Source organism: Lysinibacillus irui, from assembly GCF_028877475.1.
Classification (GTDB): Bacteria; Bacillota; Bacilli; order Bacillales_A; family Planococcaceae; genus Lysinibacillus; species Lysinibacillus irui.
Window position 1 is genome coordinate 3,442,253 of record NZ_CP113527.1, and the last position, 22,045, is coordinate 3,464,297.

Genomic DNA, 22,045 nt, shown 5'->3' on the forward strand with positions numbered 1-22,045 from the left:
CAAACTTTTACTCAAAAAGGAGTACCTTCCTAATAAGTTACCAGTCTAGTTCCTATCCACTGGGAATGAACAAATAGCCATCATCAATATTCTGATAATAGCTTGTGTTATGCGAATATTGAGGTAAAATAAAACTTTAGTATAAGGAGGATTTATTTTCGTGTCATCGAGAGATCAATTTACAACTAAAATTGGGTTTATATTAGCTGCTGCAGGAAGTGCAATTGGGCTAGGGGCCATTTGGAAATTTCCTTATATGGCAGGTACAAATGGCGGCAGTGTCTTTATTTTATTATTTATTTTATGTACATTCTTTATTGGCTTACCAGTGCTCATAGCAGAGTTTATGATTGGTCGACGAGGGCAAAAAGATGCTGTTACATCATTTAAGGAACAAGCACCAGGAAAGCCTTGGTATTTAATTGGCTGGGGCGGTATGGTGATTGCGGGCCTTATTTTATCATTTTATAGTGTTGTTGGTGGATGGATTTTAAGCTACTTAGCACGCGCCATTTCGTTTAAGCTGACGAATGCTAATTCAGACATCAACTACGCTGATTTATTTGGCACTATTATTTCCAGCCCAATTGAAGCAGTGCTTGTACAAGGACTATTTATGTTGCTAACAGTGGTCATTGTGTCAGCAGGTATTAAGGGTGGAATCGAAAAAGCAAGCACATGGATGATGCCTCTACTCTTCATTTTCTTTATTGTGTTAGTGATACGCTCCTTAACTTTAGATGGAGCAATGGAAGGCGTTAAATTTATGTTTGTACCTGATTGGTCTTACTTTAACGCTGAAACGTTTTTAATGGCATTAGGACAAGCATTCTTCTCACTAAGTGTAGGTATTGCTGTAATGATTACTTATGCCTCCTACTTGTCTAAAACCGAGAAGATTGGTAACTCTGCGATTAATGTTGCATCCATGAACATTATCATCTCTTTACTAGCGGGTCTTGTTATTTTCCCTGCAGTATTTGCGCTTGGCTATACGCCCGATCAAGGGCCGGGTCTCGTATTTATTATTTTGCCAGCTGTCTTCGAGCAGTTACCTCTTGGTGGTCTTTTCTTAACAATCTTCTTTATCCTATTACTTTTTGCTACAGTCACTTCTTCCATTTCCATGTTAGAAATAGTGGTGGCCATTGCGATTGGAGACAAACCTGAAAAGCGTAAAAAGATTGCTTGGATTGGCGGCATTATCATTTTCATCTTCGGTATTCCAAGTGCGCTATCATTTGGTATATTATCCGATATAAAAATTTTAGACCGCTCTATTTTTGACTTTGTTGATTTTATGACAAACAGCATAGGCATGCCTATTGGAGCCTTTTTAATTTCTATCTTTGCAGGTTATTATTATACAAAGGATATTTCGCGTAAGGAATTGGCTGCATCTAGCTTCATGTTTACTATTTGGTTCATGTTAATTCGTTACGTTTCCCCTATTGCTATATTCATTATTTTCATTCAGGGAATCCTACCTTTATTTAAATAAGAAGTGGCCTCAAATATGCAATAAAAAAGAGGTTGTCCCATGACAACCCCTTTTTTATAAGAAAAATGCAAAATATTTTAGATAATACATTTTGCTTCAAATTTAATCGCAATCAGTTTATAAGAAATGGCTACACAATCTTCAAACGGTATCCATTGTTCAAACGAATGCTCATATGTTTCTTGAATTACTTTTGCAAGAGTTGAAGGATCATCAATTCCTTGCAATGCCGCTACAACATCTGCTGTTTCCGTATCATAATGGTCTGGACCTAAGTGGAATGGATCCCACTCCTCTAGCAGATGGACAGCTGCTTGATTCATTTTTATATTTTCCAAAATACTCACCTATTATCCTTTGATCATACTCGTATGATACCATAGTAAATAAAAAAGAAAAGAGTGATTTGCTTGTCTATTTTTGATCAAACTATTAAACGTCGTTGTACAAATTCCGTAAAATGGGACGCAATGGAAAAAGTTTATGGCTTACATGATGCGTCTGATATCTTGCCAATGTGGGTAGCTGATATGGATTTTGCAGCTCCAGCAGCTGTTTCAAAGGCATTACAGCAACATGCAGCACAAACTGTTTTTGGTTATAGTTTTATTGGCGAAGATGCAATCCAGTCAATCGTAGACTGGCAAAATACTCGTCATGACTGGCATATTGACAAAGAGTCTATCGTATTCTGCAATGGTGTCGTCGCTGCTTTAGCCAATAGCATTGTAGCTTTCACTAACCCTGGCGACAAAGTACTCATCTCCTCACCGGTTTATCCACCATTCTTTAACATACCGAAAAGTAATGGTCGTGAAGTTATAAGCTGTCCATTAGTTGAAAAAGATGGTACCTATGTTTATGATTTTGAAGCGTTTGAACAAGCATTAGCGCAAAATGTGAAAGCCTACATATTATGTAATCCTCACAATCCAGGGGGTTATGTATGGGATGAAGCAACTTTAAAAGAAATTGTACGACTTTGCGCTAAATACGATGTCATCATTATTTCTGATGAAATTCACGCTGATTTAATGATCAAGGGGGAAAAACACATACCTTTAGCAAAAATTGCAGGAGATGAAATTAATCGTGTTGTCACGTGTATGGCTCCCACTAAAACATTTAACTTAGCAGGAATTCAAGTTTCTTATATGATCGTGACAGATAAGAAAAAACGTTTACAACTAGAGGCAATTAATATGGCTAGTGGGCAAGGCTCACTGAATACGTTTGCCTCTGTAGCACTTCATGCCGCTTATACTGAGGGCTCAGCTTGGTTAGATGAACTACTCACATATATTTCTGCCAATATGGACTATGTAAAAGCCGAGTTAGAGCAGATTCCAGGCATTCGCGTGACGAAACCACAATCCACTTATTTAATTTGGATTGATTACAGAGAGCTAGCTCTTGAAGAAAAAGATCTTATGAATCGCTTATTAGAAGTAGGTAAGCTTGCATTAGAACCAGGGACAAAATACGGTGAAGAAGGCCGAGGCTTCCTCCGTATGAATGTAGCTTGTTCATTTGAAACCGTACAAGATGGTGTAAAACGATTTAAAAAGGCTTTTGAACAATAATAAAGAAATAAAAGAATGGGATATCTCCACTTTGGTAGATATCCTTTTTATGTTTAAAATGATTATTTTGTGGAAAAGTATCTTATCAATTGGATGTAAAGAGAGGTGTTTTTCATGAGCTTGGCTCCATTAACGATTAAACGCGCATATATGACGTTCCTTTTTCCCTTTGCCTATTCCACTAATAATCGTGAAAAGATTGGTGATGTACTATTACAAGAAGGCTTTTCCTTTTTCACGTTGAATAACACCACTCTTGAAGAAGCATTTTATGGTGATATAACGATTATCCATGAGGAGCTTGCTCAATTTTTCTATCCCTTTTTAGAGGATAAATTATTTCCAAACGAAATGGACAGTCCTGATTTTATCCGTTTTTCAAAAGCATTCTATATACAAGGTTCCTTACAACATCAAGAAAGTCGCAGCCATTATGACTACGAGGTGATGAGTATCGATGTGACACTATGTCCCTTTGGGAATGGTATTGTCACTGTACGGACAAGCATGACAGATACCCCAAATGATCTTAGTGATATTTTGAATTTTATTCACTATTTTAGAGTGTTAGAGGCTAAGTTGCGTGAGGAAAAGGGAGCCAGTCATCTTTTTTCATTTGGCCATTGTTCATCCACAAGTGAACTATTATTTAAGCATTTCATCCCCTATTTACGGCCTTTTCTACTGCACCAACAAGATCATAGCTACGAAGGCTTACCTTTTTTTGAGGATGAGCGCATGTTAGCATCTGCTTATTTAATAGCTGAGGAAGAAGCAGAAATTTTACCTGAGCATTTATTTCGATTAGGGCAAGTGGATGGTAGGACACCAGATGGCAAGCCTTTTATATCTAGCACGAATCCTCAATATATCTCTAATTATGTGCAAGAACACGCTCATACACGATGGGCACCTAACAGTTATATTATCACCTCATCACAGGCACAAATAACGATTACAAATAAGCCTTTTGATAAATGTACTCATAGTATTCAGGAATTTATGGGTACCCATTATTACAATCTGTTCATTCATTATTTTTATAAAATGATGCTCTTAAAGCTGTCCTATGAATATAGTGAAATAAAGTGGGGCAAAGATAAACAGGTTGTCAACGAATTAATCGAGCTCATCACAAAGTTTTCTGCTCGTTATTATTTTGAAGAAGTCATTGTTCGAACAGAAGGCAGAGAAATATCTCAAATGCTGCGAACGTATTTCCGTATAAACGAGCACTATGTGGAAACGAAAGAAACATTGAACAGCTTATACCGAACACAAGAAGATCAATCAGATAATCGCAGTAATAATTTACTGTTTATCTTAACTGTATTTACTGTTGTGTCGGGTATTTACGGTATGAACTTAGTCATTGAAGGTTGGAAGGATAGCAGTGATTTTGAGAGTATATGGAGCTATACACTGTTTGAATGGGTAGCCTTTATTACCGCATTAAGTGGGATTGGCTTATCCCTAATCCTTGTTTTTGTCACTGCCTTTAAAACGCTACAAAACATGGTTCGTCAGGCTAAAAGAAAAATGTAAATAAAAGAATCTGTCTCCAGTGGAGACAGATTCTTTTTAATTAAATATTCTGTTGGTTGTTTGTACTTTTCTTCTCTGCTAAGATACGCGCTTCAATTTCCTTTGATTTCATTTCTTGCTTCTTTGAAATTTTTCGGAAAAGCGTAAACACGATGATACATAAAATAAGCATGATTAAAAATTCAAATGCCGCTGGAATATATCCTGATTTATCTTCAGGGAAATATAAAAATTGGTACATTAAATTTTGCATACTCTACACGTCCTTATAAGAATTATTCAAAGACTGTAATTGACTCAATTTTCACATCTTCTAATGGCTTATCACGGAAATCCTTTTCTACATCTGCAATTTTATCTACAATGTCCATACCTTCTACAACATGGCCGAATACTGTGTGTTTATGGTCTAACCAAGGTGTACCACCGTTTTGAGCGTAAGCTTCAATAATCTCTTCTGGGAAGCCTGCTCCTTGTAATTGACGAAGCATATCACTTGGAAGGTGCTTCATTTGTACAATAAAGAACTGAGAACCATTTGTGTTTGGACCTGCATTCGCCATTGATAGCGCACCACGAAGGTTAAATAATTGATCAGAGAACTCATCCTCGAAAGAATTACCCCAAATAGATTCTCCACCCATACCAGTACCAGTTGGGTCACCGCCTTGAATCATGAAATCTTGAATAACACGGTGGAAAATGATGCCGTTATAATAGCCTGATTTAGCATGCCCTAAAAAGTTCTCAACAGTTTTTGGTGCATGTTCCGGGAACAATTTAATTTTGATAGCACCTAATGTTGTGTTCATTTCTACAAGCACTTCGCCTGCTTGTACGTCTGTTGTTAATTGTGGAAACATGGAAGTCTCTCCTTTAGTGATAAATTTCAGTTTCAATGAAAAAGATGACATTTCATCCTTTCTGACCTCATTTTAGTCTAACATACTTCCTATTGGTTTTCTTCATCAAAGTATTGACGATTTTTGCACTTTTAACATTCATTCTCAAAATGCTGGAAATAGGTCCGACCGGGTATTTGGAATCAATCCAAAATATGTTATTCTGATGAAGGATTTATAGAAAGAGTGGAGGCACACATGAAAAAGGCTTTTGGTTTTTTTATTATACTTCTTTCCCTACCGGCTCTATGGTGGATTAGTACCAACATCCGAACAGAAATCAATACAGCACAAGCACATGAACAGCAGATTTCACAGGCTATTCATTTGCCTGAAGTACAAACACAGCTACCTGTCACACTGAAAGATCAAGACGGGCAAACATTTAGTGAGGAATATGTCGAATGGCGGCAGCCACTAACCTTACAAGAAATTCCACAAATTGCCCAGGAAATATTCATCACAAGTGAAGACGCTGATTTTTATGAGCATATCGGCTTTGATTTAAGTGCAATCATAAGAGCAGTTGTTGCGAATTCGAATAGCAACACCACTTCCCAGGGAGGTAGTACGATTACACAGCAACTCGTTCGAATGCGTTATTTATCTGATGAAAAAACATACGAACGGAAATTAACAGAGCTTTTCTATGCTTATGAATTAGAAAAAGAGTTTGATAAAGAAACGATTTTAACAATGTACCTGAATGAGTCTTATTTTAGCAATCAAGTGTATGGCATTGGTGGAGCAGCTACTTATTATTTTCAAAAGCCACTCCAAGAATTATCCATTGCTGAAATAGCCTTTATTGCAGCTATTCCAAATAACCCCTCACTTTATAACCCGTTAAAAAATTTCGATCAAACTAAAGCGAGGCAGGAACGATTATTAGATACACTTGCAATAAATGGGGCTATTACAAAAGAAGATGCAGCTACCTATAAGGCTGCACCGATTACATTGAATATTAAAGATAAAATTCAAAGTTATCCAATGTACAGTACCTATGTACTCCAAGAGTTAAAATGGTTAGTTGCAGAAAAGGAAGGTTACGCCGATCGACTGAGTAATACCGATAATGAGGAAGAAAAGAAAGCAATTAAGGCACAACTAGACAAACGACTGGATACCTTATTTCAAAATGGACTAATTATTAACACGGCTCTTGATCCAACTAAGCAGCTACACGATGAAGAGAAAATATCAGCCATTCTAGGAACAGGTGAATTGCAAGCAGCAGGTGCTGTCATAAATAATCAATCGAGAGAAATTGTTAGCCTGTATGCAGGAAAAAACTATGAAAAGTTTGATTATCATCGTGCATTCCAAGGAACCCGTCAGCCAGGCTCAGCCTTTAAGCCACTAGCCGTCTATGCTCCTTTTTTTGAAACGACAGCACATACACCCGATTCAATTGTGAATGGAGGTCGTTACTGTGTTGGCTCGTTTTGTCCGCAAAACTATGGGGGCTATACCTATGGAGATGTGTCTATTCGAACAGCCTTTCGACACAGCTATAATACATCTGCATTGCGTCTCTTTCAAACAGTTGGCGTGGAAACGGCCTTCCATTACTTAGACCGTTTTCACTTCCGCTCCATTGTAGAAAAGGATCATAATTTTGCCGCTTCTTTAGGGGGGCTTACCTATGGTGTGACAGCACTAGAGCTGGCAGACGCATATACAAGCTTTATTGACGGATCTTATGCTCTAGCCCATAGCATACGGAAAGTCACTGCTTTAGATGGTACAGAACTTTATAGTTGGGATACACAGCGCGATCAAATCTGGTCTCCTAAAACCGTAAAATACATGCGGGAACTACTTGCAGATGTTGTAGCAAACGGAACGGGACAGGGTGTCTATAGTAACAGCAGCTACGTTGGTGCAAAAACTGGAACAACGAATGACTATCGTGACTACTGGCTTGCTGGACTTAATGATGAATATACTGCAGCTGTATGGTTAGGGTATGATAAGCCTCAAACGATGCAAAAGTTAGAGGAATACAAAATCCATCATCAATTATTTAATGTTTTACTTGAGTAGAACTAAAAGGTAGCAGTCTTGAAGCGACTGCTACCCTTTTTAGTATGTGTATCTAATTTGCAAACGGCAAACTTGCCAAAATACCATTGTATAGTTTCAACACAACATAAATAACAAGTGTTAAAAGAATAGTCCACATAAAAAGCTCAAAGATTAATAGACCGATTGTGCTGCTCATTGACATGAATTGGCTCATTTTATAGATAAGGTAAATAAAGTATGTAAACACCGTAATCACAAAAATACCTATTAAAACATAAATAAATTGAATGGCAAATGCCGAACACATTGCACCTATAAATAAGATAATATAGCCGCTTCGAGCCTGACTAACAGTTGCTCCATCGTTGTCTTTAGAAAAGAACAGCATACCTAACTCATGAATCGTTTCCCCTACTAGTTTAAGTGCAGAAAATAACATAAAAAAAACAATGGCGAAAACGATAAGGAGAAATACACGTAATTCAAAATCAGATAAAAATTCCCGCATACCTGAATAAACGCCAATCGATTGAAAAATCTGTAAGGATTCGCCAACAGCATACATGCCAAATGTCAAACTAAACAATAAAATTGTAATTAATGGTAAATAACCATAGATATATGGATTCCTCATAAAAAATTTTTTTCCTCTATTTTTATTGATAACTTCCTATTTATAATATAACGAAAATTCTTCCACGACCGCAAGCTAAATCCCATTAGTGCATATGCATTCCCAATTAAAGTACGTTATAATTGATATACTTACCTGCATAAAGGAGGGTTTTTTTGTTACAAGTACTTTATATTTTCATTCCAATGCTTGCTGCAATATTAGTGCCATTATTATATAAACGCATGAAAAATATTCACACAGGCTGGTTTGTGCTTGCTGTACCTGCTACGCTTGCGGTTATTTATGCAACATATATTGCTCAAGTGTCTAAGGGGGAAGTATTCACTGCAGAGCTTCCTTGGATTCCATCGCTTGATATTTCCATCGTCTCGTATTTGGATGGACTAAGCTTATTATTTTCTTTACTTATTACTGGAATTGGCTCGTTAGTCGTACTTTACTCTATTTTTTACTTAGATAAACATAAAGAAAAATTACATAACTTTTATGTTTACTTACTGTTATTTATGTCAGCCATGCTTGGAGTAGTACAGTCAGATCATTTAATTTCATTATATTTCTTTTGGGAACTAACCTCTATTTCGTCATTTTTACTCATTGGCTATTGGTATACTCGTGATGCCTCTCGTTTTGGCGCACTCAAATCAATGATGATTACGGTTGGTGGCGGCTTAATGATGCTAGGTGGCTTCGTTCTTCTTTATTTAATGGGTGGGACCTATTCAATCCGAGAATTGATTGCCATGGCACCTAATTTAGTAGAACATCCTTTATTCACTTGGTCACTTATTCTATTGCTCTTAGGAGCATTTACAAAATCCGCACAATTCCCATTCTATATTTGGCTACCTGATGCAATGGAAGCGCCTACACCAGTTAGTGCCTATCTGCACTCTGCAACAATGGTAAAAGCAGGTATCTATTTAGTTGCACGATTTACACCGATTTTTGCAGCCTCAGAGCTATGGGTGTGGCTTGTTACGGGTATCGGTATCTTAACATTATTCTGGGGTTCCTTCTTTGCAGTGAAGCAAACGGATTTAAAAGGTATCCTTGCATTCTCTACAGTAAGTCAACTTGGTCTTATTATGTCGCTCTTAGGTGCAAGTGCAGTTGCTTTTCATTCTAGCGAATCCATAGATACGATAAAATTTGCGGCATTTGCTGCTATCTTCCACCTGATTAACCACGCTACATTTAAAGGTAGTCTATTCATGATTGCCGGTATTGTCGATCATGAAACAGGTACACGAGATATTCGTAAGCTTGGTGGGCTAATGAGTATTATGCCGATTAGTTTTACAGTTGCGGCAATAGGGAGCTTATCAATGGCTGGTCTTCCACCATTTAACGGCTTCCTAAGTAAAGAAATGTTTTTAACTGCTATGCTTGCACTTCAAAAGTTTGAATTTTTCGGCTTTGATACATGGGGTGCTTTATTCCCTATTATCGCTTGGATTGCTAGTATATTCACATTTATTTATAGCTTTTATTTTGTTTTCAAAACATTCAATGGAAATTATAAGCCTGAACAATTACCTCATAAGCCACATGAGGCGCCAATTGGGATGTTAATTTCCCCTATACTTTTAGCAGCTTTAGTTGTGACAATATTCTTTATTCCGAACTTTATCGGGAATACCTTTGTCAAGCCAGCTGTTCAAGCCATTCAACCATTTTTATATGATACACCTCAAGCGATTGATATACATGTAGAAGCTTGGCATGGCATTAACCCTGAGCTACTCATGACTATTGGAATTGTTATTATAGGTGTACTGTTATTTGTAGCCTTACCAAAATGGCAAGGAATGTATCAAAGATTCCCACAAGCATTCACACTCAACAATGCTTACGACAAAATGATGCAGGGATTAGATACTGGATTAAACCGTCTATCACGACTATATATGACAGGCTCTATGCGTCATTACTTACTATATATGTTTAGTGGTATAGCTATTATTGTCATCGGCTCTCTTTTTGTAAAAGATGCCTTTAGTATTTCATTCGAAGAGACCTCACCAATCAAGCTATATGAAATTATCTTAATCTTGGTGTTATTGATTGGAACAGCTATTACTATACTGGCAAAATCTCGTTTAACAGCTATCATCGGTCTTGGTGCTGTTGGATATACAGTTGCATTATTCTTTGTCATTTTTAATGCGCCTGATTTAGCGCTAACACAGCTAGTTATTGAAACCATCTCTGTAGCACTATTTTTATTGGCGTTTTACCATCTACCTAAGCTTGGTAAACGCGAAGAGCGTATGAGATTTCAGTTAAATCGAGCTGTTGTTTCCATTGCAGTTGGTGTAATGGTGACGCTTGTTGCACTATCATCACATTCACAAAAACTTATTCCTTCCATCTCTAAGTACTATGAGGAAACCGTTTACTCAAAAGCTGGTGGTGGAAATATTGTCAACGTAATTTTAGTAGATTACCGTGGCTTCGATACATTATTTGAAATTACAGTACTAGGCATTGCCGGTATGGCCATCTTAGCCATGATTAAGCTACGTATGAATAGAAAGGAGAAAACACATGAAAACAAATGATGTGATAATACAATTTACAGCTAAAATTGTATTTTTCATTATTTTCTTCTTCTCCATTCATATCTTTTTAGCCGGTCACTACACTCCTGGGGGAGGCTTTGTTGGGGGACTGTTAACTTCAAGCGCGATTGTTCTTTTGGTGTTAGCCTTTGATATTAATACAGTTCGTCATATTTTACCTATTAATTACACGTATCTAACAGCAATTGGCTTACTTTTAGCCCTTGCTACAGCGGCATTTCCCATGTTTGTAGGGAAACCGTTTTTCACTCATTTCTTTGATTATTTCGATTTACCGCTTCTAGGCAAACAGTCCTTACACACAGCTATGCTTTTTGATAGCGGTGTCTATTTGGTTGTTGTCGGCGTTACGATGACCATTATTCAAACGATTGGGGAGGATGAATAATGGAAATAATTATGGCCTTTGTGATCGGCTTTCTCTTTATGGCAGCTGTCTACTTACTATTATCGAAAAGCTTATTACGTATTATTATAGGCACGGGCCTGCTCAGTCATGGTGCCCATTTACTAATCTTAACAATGGGTGGTCTTGGTGGGGAAGCACCTCCCGTTTTAACTGAAGGATCTAAAACTTTTGCAGATCCATTACCTCAGGCACTCATTTTAACAGCTATTGTTATAAGCTTTGGGGTAACAGCTTTCTTCCTGGTACTTGCCTATCGTTCCTATCAGGAGCTAAATACAGATGATATTAGCTTAATGAGAGGAAGTGATGAGGATGAATAACTTCCTACTACTGCCCATTATCATCCCGTTTTTCTTTGGCATGATTTTAATGTTTGGGCAAAAAAATCTAACGTATCAACGATCATTTTCATTACTTGGAATTGGACTTGCTTTTATTTCAGCCATTTCCCTACTTTTTAAAGTGAAAAATGATGGTATTCAAAAAGTTACCTTCGGAGACTGGCCAGTTCCTTATGGGATTACTATGGTTTCTGATATGGTATCCGCGTTACTCGTCACAACGACATTGCTAATTGCATTTTTTGTTGTTTGGTATGGCTTTGGTTCCATTACTAAAGAGCGTGAACGCTTCTTTTATTATCCTGGTATTATGTTTATTTTAACTGGGGTAAACGGAGCCTTTACAACAGGCGATATTTTTAACCTGTTCGTTTTCTTTGAAGTATTGCTCATGTCTTCCTATTTACTGATCGTTCTAGGTGGAGAAAAGGGCCAACTGAAAGGCTCTATCAAGTATATTTTAATTAATGTTATTTCATCAGCCTTATTCGTTATTACCGTTGCCTTTTTATATTCGGTAGTAGGTACATTAAATATGGCGGATATTGCCGTCAAAATAGCTGATATCAATCAACCAGGGATTATTACAGTTATTGCTGTCCTATTTTTAATGGTATTTGGACTAAAAGCAGCTATTTTCCCACTCTATTTTTGGTTACCTACTTCGTATGCAGCAGCACCTATTCCGGTATTAACACTATTCGGTGCCCTGCTTACAAAGGTTGGTGTTTATGCTATTGCACGTACCTATACACTGTTCTTTGTACACGATTTATCCTATACGCATGATTTACTAATGGCATTAGCTATCGCTACTATTATTGCGGGTTGTATTGGGGCTTTAGCCTATTTTGATATCAAACTCATTATTATCTACAATATTGTCATTGCAGTCGGCGTCATTTTATTTGGAGTCTCCCAAATGAACGAGGTTTCATTAAAAGGGGCTATGTTCTATTTAATTCACGATATGCTTATTAAGGCCGCGCTCTTTATGTTAATTGGTATTATCATCTACATTACTGGTACATCCGATTTGCGTAAGATGGGTGGTCTCATGAAGAAATATCCTGCTCTTGGTTGGTGTTATTTAATTGCAGCCTTTGGTCTTGCTGGTATACCACCACTTAGCGGGTTTGTTGGAAAGTTGTTGATTGTACAAGGTGGCTTTGAGGCTGGAAGTATGTGGAGCAGTATTTTCATATTAGCCTCTTCACTACTCGTGCTATTGTCCGTGATCCGTATCTTCCTTTATGCCTTTTGGGGTGAGGAGAAAAACACACATGGCACTATTAACAAAGCAAACTATAAAATGCTGTTTATCCCTACGGCCCTTTTAGTGATTATTTCTGTAGCATACGGGGTTGGTTCCGAATGGGTAACACCATTTATGGACGATGCTGCAAAACTATTACATGATCCATCTATCTATATAGATGCTGTAATGAAGGAGGACTAACACTATGGCATTTCAAATGATTTTAAACTTTGTCCTTGCCTTTGTATGGATGTTCCTTTCCTCTAATTACACAGCAGCCGGCTTTATTATTGGGTTTATAATGGGGATTATTTTACTGATCATCATGCGGAGATTTTTCAAGTCACGACTTTATGTCTACCGTTTATGGGCCCTTCTAAAATTAACTTTGCTGTTCTTTAAAGAATTAATATTAGCCAATGTGCAAGTTTTGAAAGTTGTGTTAAAACCTAAATTGGATATGCAACCAGCCTTTTTTGCATATCCTACTGTGCTAACACAGGACTGGGAGATCACTTTACTATCAAGTCTAATTACTTTAACGCCAGGAACAGTTGTCGTTCATGTTTCAGATGATGCGAAAACATTGTATGTACATGCCATTGATATTAGTGATGTAGATGAAGCAATTGCTTCCATACGAGATTCATTTGAGAAAGCAATTTTGGAGGTGAGTAAATCATGACAACATTTATTATTGCAGTCATTGTAGTGATTTGCTTATCGATGATTGCTGTCATATATCGAATGGTAAAAGGCCCTTCAGCATCTGACCGTGTTGTAGCTTTAGATTCCCTTGGTGTATCACTTATTTCCCTTATTGGCCTATTTTCAATCTTAGTGGAAACAAGCTTCTTCCTTGAGATTATTTTATTGCTAGCAATTTTATCGTTTATCGGTACAGTGGCCTTCTCTAAATTCATAGAGAAAGGAGATATCATTAAACGTGACAATTCTCGCTAATAGTTTAGTTATCTTTTTCATTACAGTTGGTGCACTGTTTATTGTCGTGACAGCGATTGGACTTATCCGCTTACCTGATTTGTATACGCGTGCCCATGCCGCTTCCAAAAGTGCCACACTCGGTGTTATGTGTGTACTAATCGGTGTATTCTTTCACTTTTGGCTGATTGAAGATCATTTCAATCCACGTATATTACTGGGGATACTATTCCTCTTCATTACTGGACCTGTTGGTGGACATATTATGACTCGTTCCTCCTATATTGCTGGTGTAAAGCCATGGAAAGGGACAGTACGTGATGAGCTAGGTCCTGAAATTGACAGAATGAAAAAGGAACAAAATGTGAAATAAATATAGAAAAAATCTGCTCGATGGTCCTCTCGAGCAGATTTTTTCGTTAAATATATCCCTTGGCTGTTAAAATATCGGTCAGCTGTTCAACGCATTCCTCTATGGAATATTGTTCTGTATCCAAAATAACTTCTGGATTTTCTGGTTCTTCATACGGTGAGCTAATTCCTGTAAAGTTAGCAATTTCCGCATTTCTTGCTTTTTTATACAGACCTTTTGGATCTCGTTTTTCACATATTTCTACCGAACACTTAACAAAAACCTCAAGAAATTCGCCATCTTCTACAAGCTCGCGTACCACTTGGCGATCCTCCCGATAAGGCGAAATAAAAGCTGTTAACACAATTTGACCGCCTTCTATAAATAGCTTAGAAACTTCTCCTATTCGGCGAATATTTTCCTTTCTGCCTGCCTCATCAAATCCTAAATCCTTATTCAAGCCATGACGGACATTATCACCATCCAACACGAAGGCTTGATTACCTCTTTCAAATAATCTCTGAGCAAAGGCATTTGCTACCGATGATTTTCCTGAAGCAGATAAGCCTGTAAACCATAATATAAAGCTATGATGCTTGTTTTTTGAACGGCGCTCCTCTTTCGTAATGGAGGCTTCATGCCAAACGATGTTTGAGCTCATTTAACTACCTCCTTACGCATGCCTTTAATTAGGACGTCTACCACTTCTTTACGACTGAATGTGCTTGGAGGCACTTCTCCATTTCGTAGCATTTCACGTACTTTTGTTCCTGATAAAATCACATGAGCCGAACTATCGTGTGGACACGTTTTTGTCGTAGCCATTCCCTCGCATTGTTGACAATAAAAACTATGCTCAAATTTTAATGGGACGATGCCTAATTCATCTTCAGTAAATTGCTCAAAGATTTTTTGTGCATCATACGTACCATAATAATCACCTACACCTGCATGATCACGACCTACAATAAAATGAGTGCAGCCATAATTTTTTCTCACTAGTGCGTGAAAAATAGCCTCTCGTGGTCCTGCATAGCGCATAGCTGCTGGGAACACACCTAATTGAACACGATTTTCAGGATAATAGTTTTTCAATAAAACTTCATAGCTCTCCATTCGAATTGCAGCTGACACATCGTCCGATTTTGTTTCACCAACAAGAGGGTTTAGAAATAACCCATCAATCGTTTCAAGTGCTGCCTTCTGAATATATTCATGTGCTCTATGGACAGGATTACGAGTTTGGAAGCCGACAATCGTCTTCCATCCCTTTTCAGCAAATAATTGTCGTGTTTCCACTGGATCAAAGGAATATGTAGGAAACTTTCGAGCGATACGGTTGATTAATGTAATTTTTCCTCCAACATACATTGCAGGTCGTTCATGAAGCTTTTGAACTCCAGGATGGGCTAAATCCTCCGTACCATAAACGAGCAATGTCTCTTTTCGCTTATTCGGTTCATAAATATCTGCCACTTCAATAACCCCATAAATTACATCATTAAATACTAATGTAGCTTCATCACCAGGCTCTAGCGTTGCAGCTTTCTCTTTTGTAACAGGTAAAGTAATAGGAATACTCCATACTACTCCAGATGCTAAGCGGCTTTGTTCCACGACTGACTCATAGTCTTCCTGTGTTAGAAAGCCTTCAATTGGGCTATAGCCTCCTATCGCAATTAGCTCTAAATCACTCAATGAAATTGCATCCAGCTCAATCTTTTTGTGAATCGTTGTAATATCCTTTTCTGGATTAAATGCTTGCACAAGAAGACCACCATGTGGTTGTAAACTCATCAAAATCTCCTCCTAATTCTAGTGAATTACTAAGTTTTATATATTAACATATATTTATAGGAACTAATTTAAATGCCTTCCCCTGCATCATAGATAGATTGCTCCTCTTCACGCATTGTACGCATTAAACTAATGACTCCCAGTGTTCCAACAATAATACTGCCAATTAAAATAATGGCGTAGAGATCCTTCTCTAAAAATAGCTGTACTAGAAAATAAGAAATAGCTAACGAAAAGATGGGTGAAACAATCCAAATGCGAATAATTTTTTTCACAATATGCTGATGAAAAATTTGTTTCCCATTTTGTGCCATACCCATTCCAATAATGGATGAAGACGTTACTTGTGTTAATGGAACCGGAAGTCCAAATATTGAACTAATCCCTACAAGAAGTGCACCTGTACTAGAAATTAAAATTCCTTCTGCTTTTTTAAAGCGCACAATTTTTTTGCCGTTTGTTTCAAGAACACGTTTGCCAAGTAGCATAGCGCCGATTGCGACAAAGGCCCCACCAAGGATAATACCTGTCGTAACGTCCATCATACCTGCACCAACAAGTGGTCCAACTGCATTTGCCACATTGTTCATGCCAGCCGAAAAAGCTTCAAAAAATCCAGCCAATACTAGAAGGATCGTTAAAATCGGACGATCTTTTAGCTGTCCTCTACTTTGTAATTTATATAACAGCTTGCCAAATATAAGAGCTATAATAAAAGCTACAAGTGGTACAATAATCCAAAATGAGATGATAACAAGCAAAGAATTGACGAATAGCACTTTATAGGCAATACCAACCCCAACAACGGCACCTACCGTTACTTCACTTGTTGATAATGGTATGCCTAGAAGATTGGCAAAAAACAAAGAGCTTGTTGCTGAAATTAAAATAATGACAACAATTTTTACCGTTATATACTCCTGTGGCATAATGCCAGAGCTAATCGTTTTGACAACTTCTCCTCCGCCTAATATCGCTCCACTAAAAACGCCGACTGCGCATAACAGCAATGCTTGCCACGCTTTTTTGATGGCACCTGCACCATAAGCAACCCCCATAGAGGCTGCTGCTCCGCTAGCACCTATATTCATCGCAAAAAATAAACTAATCGCTATTGCAAAATATTCAAGCATGGCATAACTCCTTTACTCATGTAACCCGCACTCTGTTTTACCCGACCCTTGCCATCTGCCCGACCGTAAATCATCCATTGTAAATGCTGGCTTTGTACAATGCTCACAGCCAATACTTGGATAACCTTGATCATGCAAAGGATTGTATGGCAGATTGTGCTTAGAGACATAGCGCCAGACATCCTTCCAAGTCCAATGAATCAATGGACAAACTTTAATGGATGTAAATTTCTCGTCGCGATTAAGAAAATTTGTTTGTTGACGTGTTGGCGACTGTTCACGACGTAAGCCAGAAATCCAAGCCTTTTTCCCTGACAAAGCTTCATGTAAAGGCTTAATTTTACGAATGTCACAGCATTTATTTGGATTTGACTTCCATAGTTCATCGCCATATTGTGCAGCTTGTTGTTCAAGTGTAAGTGCAGGCTTTTTCATAACGATGTTTAATAGCGGATATCTTTCTTTAACTTTATTAATAGTTTCATATGTTTCTTTAAAATGAACATCTGTATCTAAAAAGACAATCGTCGCATCAGGCCTTACCTTTGAAATAAGATCAATGAGTACTATTCCCTCAATACCAAAGCTACATGCATAGACGATTTCATCCCCATATTCTTGAAAGCTCCACTTTAACACCTCCAGTGCTGCCTTATACGTTTCATCGATTTGAAAATCAATGGTTGGTTCTTGCCAATTTGCATATGTTAACATCGAATCCCCCTCATAGCGAAAAAAGGCGTTCTAACAACAGACACAGTAAAACAGGTCTTTGTTAAAACGCCTCTAGTTTGACTAGCCAGCTCTTTATTTAATGATTGTTCACTAGTAGTTGCTACCTCATTCTTCAATCATTTTTCTTATTACCAAATATATACTAAAGTACACCTAGCAGTCAACTAGGTTTTTAAAATTTTTAAATAATCCCACTTTTTCAATTCTCCAGCTGCATATGATGAATGGAAAATTGAAAATAAAAAATCTTTTTATAATTCCTTGTTGACTAATAGGAAATATATGTTTAATGTATTACTAAAGCTTTGACACCAACAATAACATGCTGATCAGAGGATCTGAAGGCCATCTACCCATGAGGTGAATTCACTATGGGGGGTGGCCTTTTGCATTCTTTAGACAGAAAAGGAGCGAAATGATATGAAAAAAAGGAAATTTGTACTGCAATCAATAGCGCTAATATCTTTATTTGCTTTGGGCTTAACAGGCTGTGGGCGTGCTAGCTCAGACAAAGAAGCAAGTGACCAGGATGCAAAGAAATCTGTAGAACTACTAAATGTCTCCTATGATCCGACACGTGAGCTTTACGATGAATTCAACAAAGACTTTATTAAAAAATGGAAGGATGAAACAGGTCAAGATGTCACGATCAATCAATCTCATGGTGGATCTGGTAAACAGGGGCGGGCGGTGATTGATGGGCTTGAGGCTGACGTTGTCACACTTGCACTAGCTTACGATATTGATGAAATTGCTCAAACGCGCGATCTCTTGGATAAAGATTGGCAGACAGAGTTTGATCATAACTCTACTCCATATACATCAACCATTGTTTTTTTAGTACGTAAGGGTAATCCAAAAAACATTCAAGACTGGAATGACTTGATTAAAAAAGATGTGTCTGTCATTACACCGAACCCTAAAACTTCTGGTGGTGCACGTTGGAATTACTTAGCTGCTTGGGCTTATGCTGGGAAATTATATAACGATGATGAAACAAAAATAAAACAATTTATGAAATCACTATATAGCAATGTAGAGGTACTAGACTCCGGAGCTCGTGGTGCCACTACAACATTTGTAGAACGAAAAATCGGTGATGTCTTAATTGCATGGGAAAATGAGGCATACTTATCTCTAAATGAATTAGGTAAGGATGAATTTGAAATCGTTACACCTTCATTAAGTATTTTAGCTGAACCACCAGTTGCTATTGTCGACAAAATTGTTGATAAAAAAGGGACACGCGAAGTGGCTGAAGCTTACTTACAGCATTTATATAGCGATATCGGGCAAGAAATTGCTGCGAAAAACTATTATCGACCACGTAATGAAACGATTTTGGCGAAATATAAAGAACAATTCCCACAGCTTGAACTTGTCTCAATAGATGATTTTGGTGGCTGGGCACAAGCACAAGCAACCCACTTTAAAGATGGTGGTACCTTTGATGAAATATACGTACCACAATAAGGAGCGTTTTAATGAGTAGTTTAATCCGTCTTAAAAAATCGCATCGCATTATTCCAGGCTTTCATCTATCACTCGGTTATACAATGCTTTATGTTAGTTTACTAGTGTTATTGCCACTTTCTATGATTTTTATTCATACCATGTCATTAAGCTGGACGGCGTTTATAGATATTATTACAGACCCTCGTGCTGTTGCTTCTTATAAAGTAAGCTTCAGCACAGCGTTAATTGCTGGTTTACTCAATGTTATTTTCGGCACAATTATCGCTTGGGTTCTTGTTCGTTACCAATTTCCCTTTAAACGAATCATCGATGGACTTGTCGATTTACCTTTTGCCTTACCAACTGCTGTCGCAGGCATTGCTTTAACGTCACTCTATGCACCAAATGGTTGGATCGGCCAATTTTTCAATTTTAAAATTGCCTTTACACCCCTTGGTATCATTATTGCCTTAACTTTTATCGGGCTACCCTTTGTTGTGCGAACAGTTCAGCCTGTATTACAAAATAGTAGTGCTGAGGTGGAAGAAGCTTCAGCAAGTCTTGGCGCAAATCGATTACAAACCTTCCATAAAGTTATTTTGCCTGAGCTATTACCCGCCATATTAACTGGCTTTTCGTTAGCCTTTGCTCGGGCATTAGGTGAATATGGCTCTGTTGTTTTTATTGCTGGAAATATGCCGATGAAAACGGAAATTACGCCATTAATCATTATGACAAAGCTAGAGCAATATGATTATGCGGGTGCAACAGCAATAGCAGTTGTCATGCTTGTCACATCCTTTATTTTGTTATTCACCATCAACTTCATACAATGGCTAGCTAATCGTCGCTTTGTGCATTAGGAGGTACGTTATGGAACAATCAACTTTTATTCAACAGTCAAATAAAGCTGTCACAACGTCTGCTGCATTACAGGAGCCTCGTATTATTCGCTATACGTTAACTGGCATTGCCTTCGCTTTTTTAGCTTTATTTATTGTGCTGCCGTTAGTATCTATTTTTATTACTGCCTTTCAACAAGGAAAAGATGTTTATCTAGCAGCTATTACACATCCAGATGCATTAGCAGCTATTAAACTTACTCTTATTGTTGTGGCGATTACGGTACCATTGAATGCTATTTTTGGTGTAATGGCTGCTTGGGCACTCACAAAATTTAATTTTAAAGGAAAAAATCTTTTACTTACCATTGTTGATCTACCTTTTGCAGTCTCGCCTGTTATCGCAGGTTTAGTGTTTATTCTTTTGTTTGGCTCTCAGGGACTATTTGGTGATTGGCTGTTCGCAAACAATATAAAAATTGTTTTTGCCCTCCCTGGTATTGTTCTCGCCACTATTTTCGTCACGTTGCCCTTTGTAGCACGTGAGTTAATCCCGCTCATGCAGACACAGGGAACCTCTGAGGAGGAAGCGTCTATTTCACTTGGTGCTAGTGGTTTTAAGACCTTTTGGTATGTCACATTACCGAATATTAAATGGGGACTGTTTTATGGGTTAATTTTATGTAATGCCCGTGCTATTGGAGAATTTGGTGCTGTCTCTGTTGTATCCGGTCATATTCGAGGTTTGACCAATACGATGCCACTTCATATTGAAATTCTTTATAATGAATATCAATTTTCAGCAGCCTTTGCTGTCGCATCTTTAATGAGTGTCATGGCAATCTTTACATTAGTAGTGAAAGACATGATTGCCTGGAAATCAAAATCTAGTTAAAAGGAGATCGTCACTATGAGTATACAAATTCAGAACGTATCCAAAAAATATGGTTCGTTCCAAGCATTAGAGGATGTATCAGTCCATATTCAATCTGGAGAGCTAGTAGCATTGCTTGGCCCTTCCGGTTCAGGAAAAACCTCTTTATTACGTGTCATTGCAGGGCTTGAAGCTACTGATGTTGGGGACATATTATTTGATGGGCAATCTATAACCAATCAACATCCAAAGGAACGCAACGTAGGCTTTGTGTTTCAACATTATGCACTTTTTCGTCATATGACGGTCTTTGATAATGTGGGTTATGGCCTAAAGGTTCGTCCAAGAAAAAACAGACCTTCAAAGGAAGAAATAACAAAAAAAGTAATGGAATTGTTGCAACTAGTTAAACTTGAAAATTTATCTGACCGGTATCCAACGCAGCTTTCCGGAGGGCAACGTCAACGTGTAGCACTAGCAAGAGCACTGGCTGTAGAGCCTAAAGTCCTTTTATTAGATGAACCATTCGGAGCCCTTGATGCAAAAGTACGCAAGGAGTTACGTCGCTGGCTACGGAAGCTGCATGATGAGTTTCATATTACAAGTATTTTTGTTACACATGACCAAGAGGAAGCACTTGATGTAGCTGATCGTATTGTGGTCATGAACAATGGCAAAATTGAGCAAATTGGCAGTCCAGACGAGGTATATACAAATCCTAAAAGTCCGTTTGTTTATGATTTTTTAGGCAATGTCAATCTTTTTAAAGGGCGCTTACATAATGGCAAGCTCTTGCATGGCGAAATTGCACTTGATGTACCTGATGCTTTAACACATACTGAAGACAACGCCATTGGCTATGTACGCCCGCATGATATTCATATTGAGAAAACAAGTATTCCAGGTACGGTTCCTGTTATAATCAGTCATATACATTTGTTAGGCCCTATTGTTCAAATGGAGCTACGCCGTGAGGATCTTGATGAGTTTTTAGAGGTAGAGTTATCTAAAGAGCAATTTCATCATCTCCAGCTTCATGTTGGCGATCAAGTATTTGTAAAGCCGAAACAATTGAAGGTGTTTATACCTGAGGATTACTCTATTTAAATAGAATTTTTGTGGC

The 22,045-nt window shown here is 37.8% G+C and carries 23 protein-coding genes; 15 read left to right on the forward strand and 8 right to left on the reverse strand.

Going from position 1 to position 22,045, the window contains the following annotated elements; all coding sequences use genetic code 11:
* Nucleotides 1-160: 160 nt before the first annotated feature.
* The gene (locus OU989_RS17365; RefSeq protein ID WP_274794212.1) at nt 161-1,501 is read left to right on the forward strand and encodes a sodium-dependent transporter; all 1,341 of its coding nucleotides are present in this window, start codon (nt 161-163) and stop codon (nt 1,499-1,501) included.
* 77 nt (nt 1,502-1,578) lie between these two features.
* On the opposite strand, the gene OU989_RS17370 is transcribed toward OU989_RS17365, so the two are convergent.
* Entirely contained in the window at nt 1,579-1,839 is a 261-nt protein-coding gene (locus OU989_RS17370; RefSeq protein ID WP_004228396.1) for a DUF1871 family protein, read from the reverse strand.
* Nucleotides 1,840-1,911: 72 nt separating this feature from the next.
* On the opposite strand from OU989_RS17370, the gene OU989_RS17375 reads away from it, so the two are divergent.
* A complete protein-coding gene (locus OU989_RS17375; protein WP_274794213.1) occupies nt 1,912-3,084 on the forward strand; it encodes a MalY/PatB family protein in 1,173 nt (390 codons plus the stop codon).
* Between the two features lie 114 nt (nt 3,085-3,198).
* Entirely contained in the window at nt 3,199-4,629 is a 1,431-nt protein-coding gene (locus tag OU989_RS17380; protein ID WP_274794214.1) for a magnesium transporter CorA family protein, read from the forward strand.
* 40 nt (nt 4,630-4,669) lie between these two features.
* On the opposite strand, the gene OU989_RS17385 is transcribed toward OU989_RS17380, so the two are convergent.
* The gene (locus tag OU989_RS17385; protein WP_274794215.1) at nt 4,670-4,882 is read right to left on the reverse strand and encodes a hypothetical protein; all 213 of its coding nucleotides are present in this window, start codon (nt 4,880-4,882) and stop codon (nt 4,670-4,672) included.
* 22 nt (nt 4,883-4,904) lie between these two features.
* Nucleotides 4,905-5,492, reverse strand: a complete 588-nt coding sequence (locus tag OU989_RS17390) for a peptidylprolyl isomerase (RefSeq protein WP_274794217.1) — start codon at nt 5,490-5,492, stop codon at nt 4,905-4,907.
* Nucleotides 5,493-5,729: 237 nt separating this feature from the next.
* Between OU989_RS17390 and OU989_RS17395 the strand changes: the two genes are divergently transcribed.
* The gene (locus OU989_RS17395) at nt 5,730-7,580 is read left to right on the forward strand and encodes a transglycosylase domain-containing protein (protein ID WP_274794218.1); all 1,851 of its coding nucleotides are present in this window, start codon (nt 5,730-5,732) and stop codon (nt 7,578-7,580) included.
* A gap of 52 nt (nt 7,581-7,632) precedes the next feature.
* Here OU989_RS17395 and OU989_RS17400 read toward each other — a convergent pair whose 3' ends face one another.
* Complete coding sequence (locus tag OU989_RS17400; protein ID WP_274794219.1) at nt 7,633-8,196, reverse strand: DUF5366 family protein; 564 nt, start codon at nt 8,194-8,196, stop codon at nt 7,633-7,635.
* Between the two features lie 155 nt (nt 8,197-8,351).
* Between OU989_RS17400 and OU989_RS17405 the strand changes: the two genes are divergently transcribed.
* Genes OU989_RS17405 through mnhG form a run of 7 tightly spaced genes read left to right on the forward strand, consistent with a single transcriptional unit; the run spans nt 8,352 to nt 14,107 of the window.
* A complete protein-coding gene (locus OU989_RS17405) occupies nt 8,352-10,763 on the forward strand; it encodes a Na+/H+ antiporter subunit A (protein ID WP_274794220.1) in 2,412 nt (803 codons plus the stop codon).
* Complete coding sequence (locus OU989_RS17410; protein WP_274794221.1) at nt 10,750-11,172, forward strand: Na(+)/H(+) antiporter subunit B; 423 nt, start codon at nt 10,750-10,752, stop codon at nt 11,170-11,172. The genes OU989_RS17405 and OU989_RS17410 overlap by 14 nt, the downstream gene beginning before the upstream one ends.
* On the forward strand, nt 11,172-11,513 hold the full coding sequence (locus OU989_RS17415) for a Na(+)/H(+) antiporter subunit C (protein WP_274794222.1): 342 nt from the start codon (nt 11,172-11,174) through the stop codon (nt 11,511-11,513). The genes OU989_RS17410 and OU989_RS17415 overlap by 1 nt, the downstream gene beginning before the upstream one ends.
* The gene (locus OU989_RS17420) at nt 11,506-12,993 is read left to right on the forward strand and encodes a Na+/H+ antiporter subunit D (RefSeq protein WP_274794223.1); all 1,488 of its coding nucleotides are present in this window, start codon (nt 11,506-11,508) and stop codon (nt 12,991-12,993) included. The genes OU989_RS17415 and OU989_RS17420 overlap by 8 nt, the downstream gene beginning before the upstream one ends.
* 4 nt (nt 12,994-12,997) lie before the next feature.
* Complete coding sequence (locus OU989_RS17425) at nt 12,998-13,477, forward strand: Na+/H+ antiporter subunit E (protein WP_274794224.1); 480 nt, start codon at nt 12,998-13,000, stop codon at nt 13,475-13,477.
* Nucleotides 13,474-13,755 carry a Na(+)/H(+) antiporter subunit F1 gene (locus OU989_RS17430; protein WP_054610630.1) on the forward strand — a complete coding sequence of 94 codons (282 nt, stop codon included), beginning with the start codon at nt 13,474-13,476 and terminating at the stop codon, nt 13,753-13,755. Before OU989_RS17425 ends, OU989_RS17430 begins: the two co-directional genes overlap by 4 nt.
* Nucleotides 13,739-14,107 (forward strand): monovalent cation/H(+) antiporter subunit G, encoded by a 369-nt coding sequence (gene mnhG / locus OU989_RS17435; RefSeq protein ID WP_274794225.1) that lies wholly within the window; start codon nt 13,739-13,741, stop codon nt 14,105-14,107. The genes OU989_RS17430 and mnhG overlap by 17 nt, the downstream gene beginning before the upstream one ends.
* 46 nt (nt 14,108-14,153) lie before the next feature.
* Here the strand turns inward: mnhG and cysC are convergent, their stop codons facing one another.
* From cysC to OU989_RS17455, 4 genes are all read right to left on the reverse strand, one after another.
* On the reverse strand, nt 14,154-14,747 hold the full coding sequence (gene cysC, locus OU989_RS17440) for an adenylyl-sulfate kinase (protein WP_274794226.1): 594 nt from the start codon (nt 14,745-14,747) through the stop codon (nt 14,154-14,156).
* Entirely contained in the window at nt 14,744-15,883 is a 1,140-nt protein-coding gene (gene sat / locus OU989_RS17445; RefSeq protein ID WP_274794227.1) for a sulfate adenylyltransferase, read from the reverse strand. The genes cysC and sat overlap by 4 nt, the downstream gene beginning before the upstream one ends.
* 68 nt (nt 15,884-15,951) lie before the next feature.
* Nucleotides 15,952-17,016 (reverse strand): sulfate permease, encoded by a 1,065-nt coding sequence (locus OU989_RS17450; protein WP_274794228.1) that lies wholly within the window; start codon nt 17,014-17,016, stop codon nt 15,952-15,954.
* A gap of 12 nt (nt 17,017-17,028) precedes the next feature.
* Complete coding sequence (locus OU989_RS17455; protein ID WP_274794229.1) at nt 17,029-17,730, reverse strand: phosphoadenylyl-sulfate reductase; 702 nt, start codon at nt 17,728-17,730, stop codon at nt 17,029-17,031.
* 441 nt (nt 17,731-18,171) lie between these two features.
* Between OU989_RS17455 and OU989_RS17460 the strand changes: the two genes are divergently transcribed.
* From OU989_RS17460 to OU989_RS17475, 4 genes are read left to right on the forward strand one after another with little or no spacing between them, the layout of a single operon-like run.
* A complete protein-coding gene (locus tag OU989_RS17460) occupies nt 18,172-19,224 on the forward strand; it encodes a sulfate ABC transporter substrate-binding protein (protein ID WP_274794230.1) in 1,053 nt (350 codons plus the stop codon).
* Nucleotides 19,225-19,235: 11 nt separating this feature from the next.
* Nucleotides 19,236-20,069, forward strand: a complete 834-nt coding sequence (gene cysT, locus OU989_RS17465; protein WP_274794231.1) for a sulfate ABC transporter permease subunit CysT — start codon at nt 19,236-19,238, stop codon at nt 20,067-20,069.
* A 10-nt stretch (nt 20,070-20,079) separates the two neighbouring features.
* Nucleotides 20,080-20,943: a sulfate ABC transporter permease subunit CysW gene (gene cysW / locus OU989_RS17470; RefSeq protein ID WP_274794232.1), complete on the forward strand. Its 864-nt coding sequence runs from the start codon at nt 20,080-20,082 to the stop codon at nt 20,941-20,943.
* A gap of 15 nt (nt 20,944-20,958) precedes the next feature.
* On the forward strand, nt 20,959-22,029 hold the full coding sequence (locus OU989_RS17475) for a sulfate/molybdate ABC transporter ATP-binding protein (protein ID WP_274794233.1): 1,071 nt from the start codon (nt 20,959-20,961) through the stop codon (nt 22,027-22,029).
* The last annotated feature ends 16 nt before the right edge of the window (nt 22,030-22,045 follow it).

Coding starts and splice junctions, on each gene's coding strand:
- OU989_RS17380 (WP_274794214.1), top strand. CDS start 3,199: ATGAGCTTGGCTCCATTAACGATTAAACGCGCATATATGACGTTCCTT.
- OU989_RS17385 (WP_274794215.1), bottom strand. CDS start 4,882: ATGCAAAATTTAATGTACCAATTTTTATATTTCCCTGAAGATAAATCA.
- OU989_RS17390 (WP_274794217.1), bottom strand. CDS start 5,492: ATGTTTCCACAATTAACAACAGACGTACAAGCAGGCGAAGTGCTTGTA.
- OU989_RS17395 (WP_274794218.1), top strand. CDS start 5,730: ATGAAAAAGGCTTTTGGTTTTTTTATTATACTTCTTTCCCTACCGGCT.
- OU989_RS17400 (WP_274794219.1), bottom strand. CDS start 8,196: ATGAGGAATCCATATATCTATGGTTATTTACCATTAATTACAATTTTA.
- OU989_RS17410 (WP_274794221.1), top strand. CDS start 10,750: ATGAAAACAAATGATGTGATAATACAATTTACAGCTAAAATTGTATTT.
- OU989_RS17415 (WP_274794222.1), top strand. CDS start 11,172: ATGGAAATAATTATGGCCTTTGTGATCGGCTTTCTCTTTATGGCAGCT.
- OU989_RS17420 (WP_274794223.1), top strand. CDS start 11,506: ATGAATAACTTCCTACTACTGCCCATTATCATCCCGTTTTTCTTTGGC.
- OU989_RS17425 (WP_274794224.1), top strand. CDS start 12,998: ATGGCATTTCAAATGATTTTAAACTTTGTCCTTGCCTTTGTATGGATG.
- OU989_RS17430 (WP_054610630.1), top strand. CDS start 13,474: ATGACAACATTTATTATTGCAGTCATTGTAGTGATTTGCTTATCGATG.
- cysC (WP_274794226.1), bottom strand. CDS start 14,747: ATGAGCTCAAACATCGTTTGGCATGAAGCCTCCATTACGAAAGAGGAG.
- sat (WP_274794227.1), bottom strand. CDS start 15,883: ATGAGTTTACAACCACATGGTGGTCTTCTTGTGCAAGCATTTAATCCA.
- OU989_RS17450 (WP_274794228.1), bottom strand. CDS start 17,016: ATGCTTGAATATTTTGCAATAGCGATTAGTTTATTTTTTGCGATGAAT.
- OU989_RS17455 (WP_274794229.1), bottom strand. CDS start 17,730: ATGTTAACATATGCAAATTGGCAAGAACCAACCATTGATTTTCAAATC.
- OU989_RS17460 (WP_274794230.1), top strand. CDS start 18,172: ATGAAAAAAAGGAAATTTGTACTGCAATCAATAGCGCTAATATCTTTA.
- cysT (WP_274794231.1), top strand. CDS start 19,236: ATGAGTAGTTTAATCCGTCTTAAAAAATCGCATCGCATTATTCCAGGC.
- cysW (WP_274794232.1), top strand. CDS start 20,080: ATGGAACAATCAACTTTTATTCAACAGTCAAATAAAGCTGTCACAACG.
- OU989_RS17475 (WP_274794233.1), top strand. CDS start 20,959: ATGAGTATACAAATTCAGAACGTATCCAAAAAATATGGTTCGTTCCAA.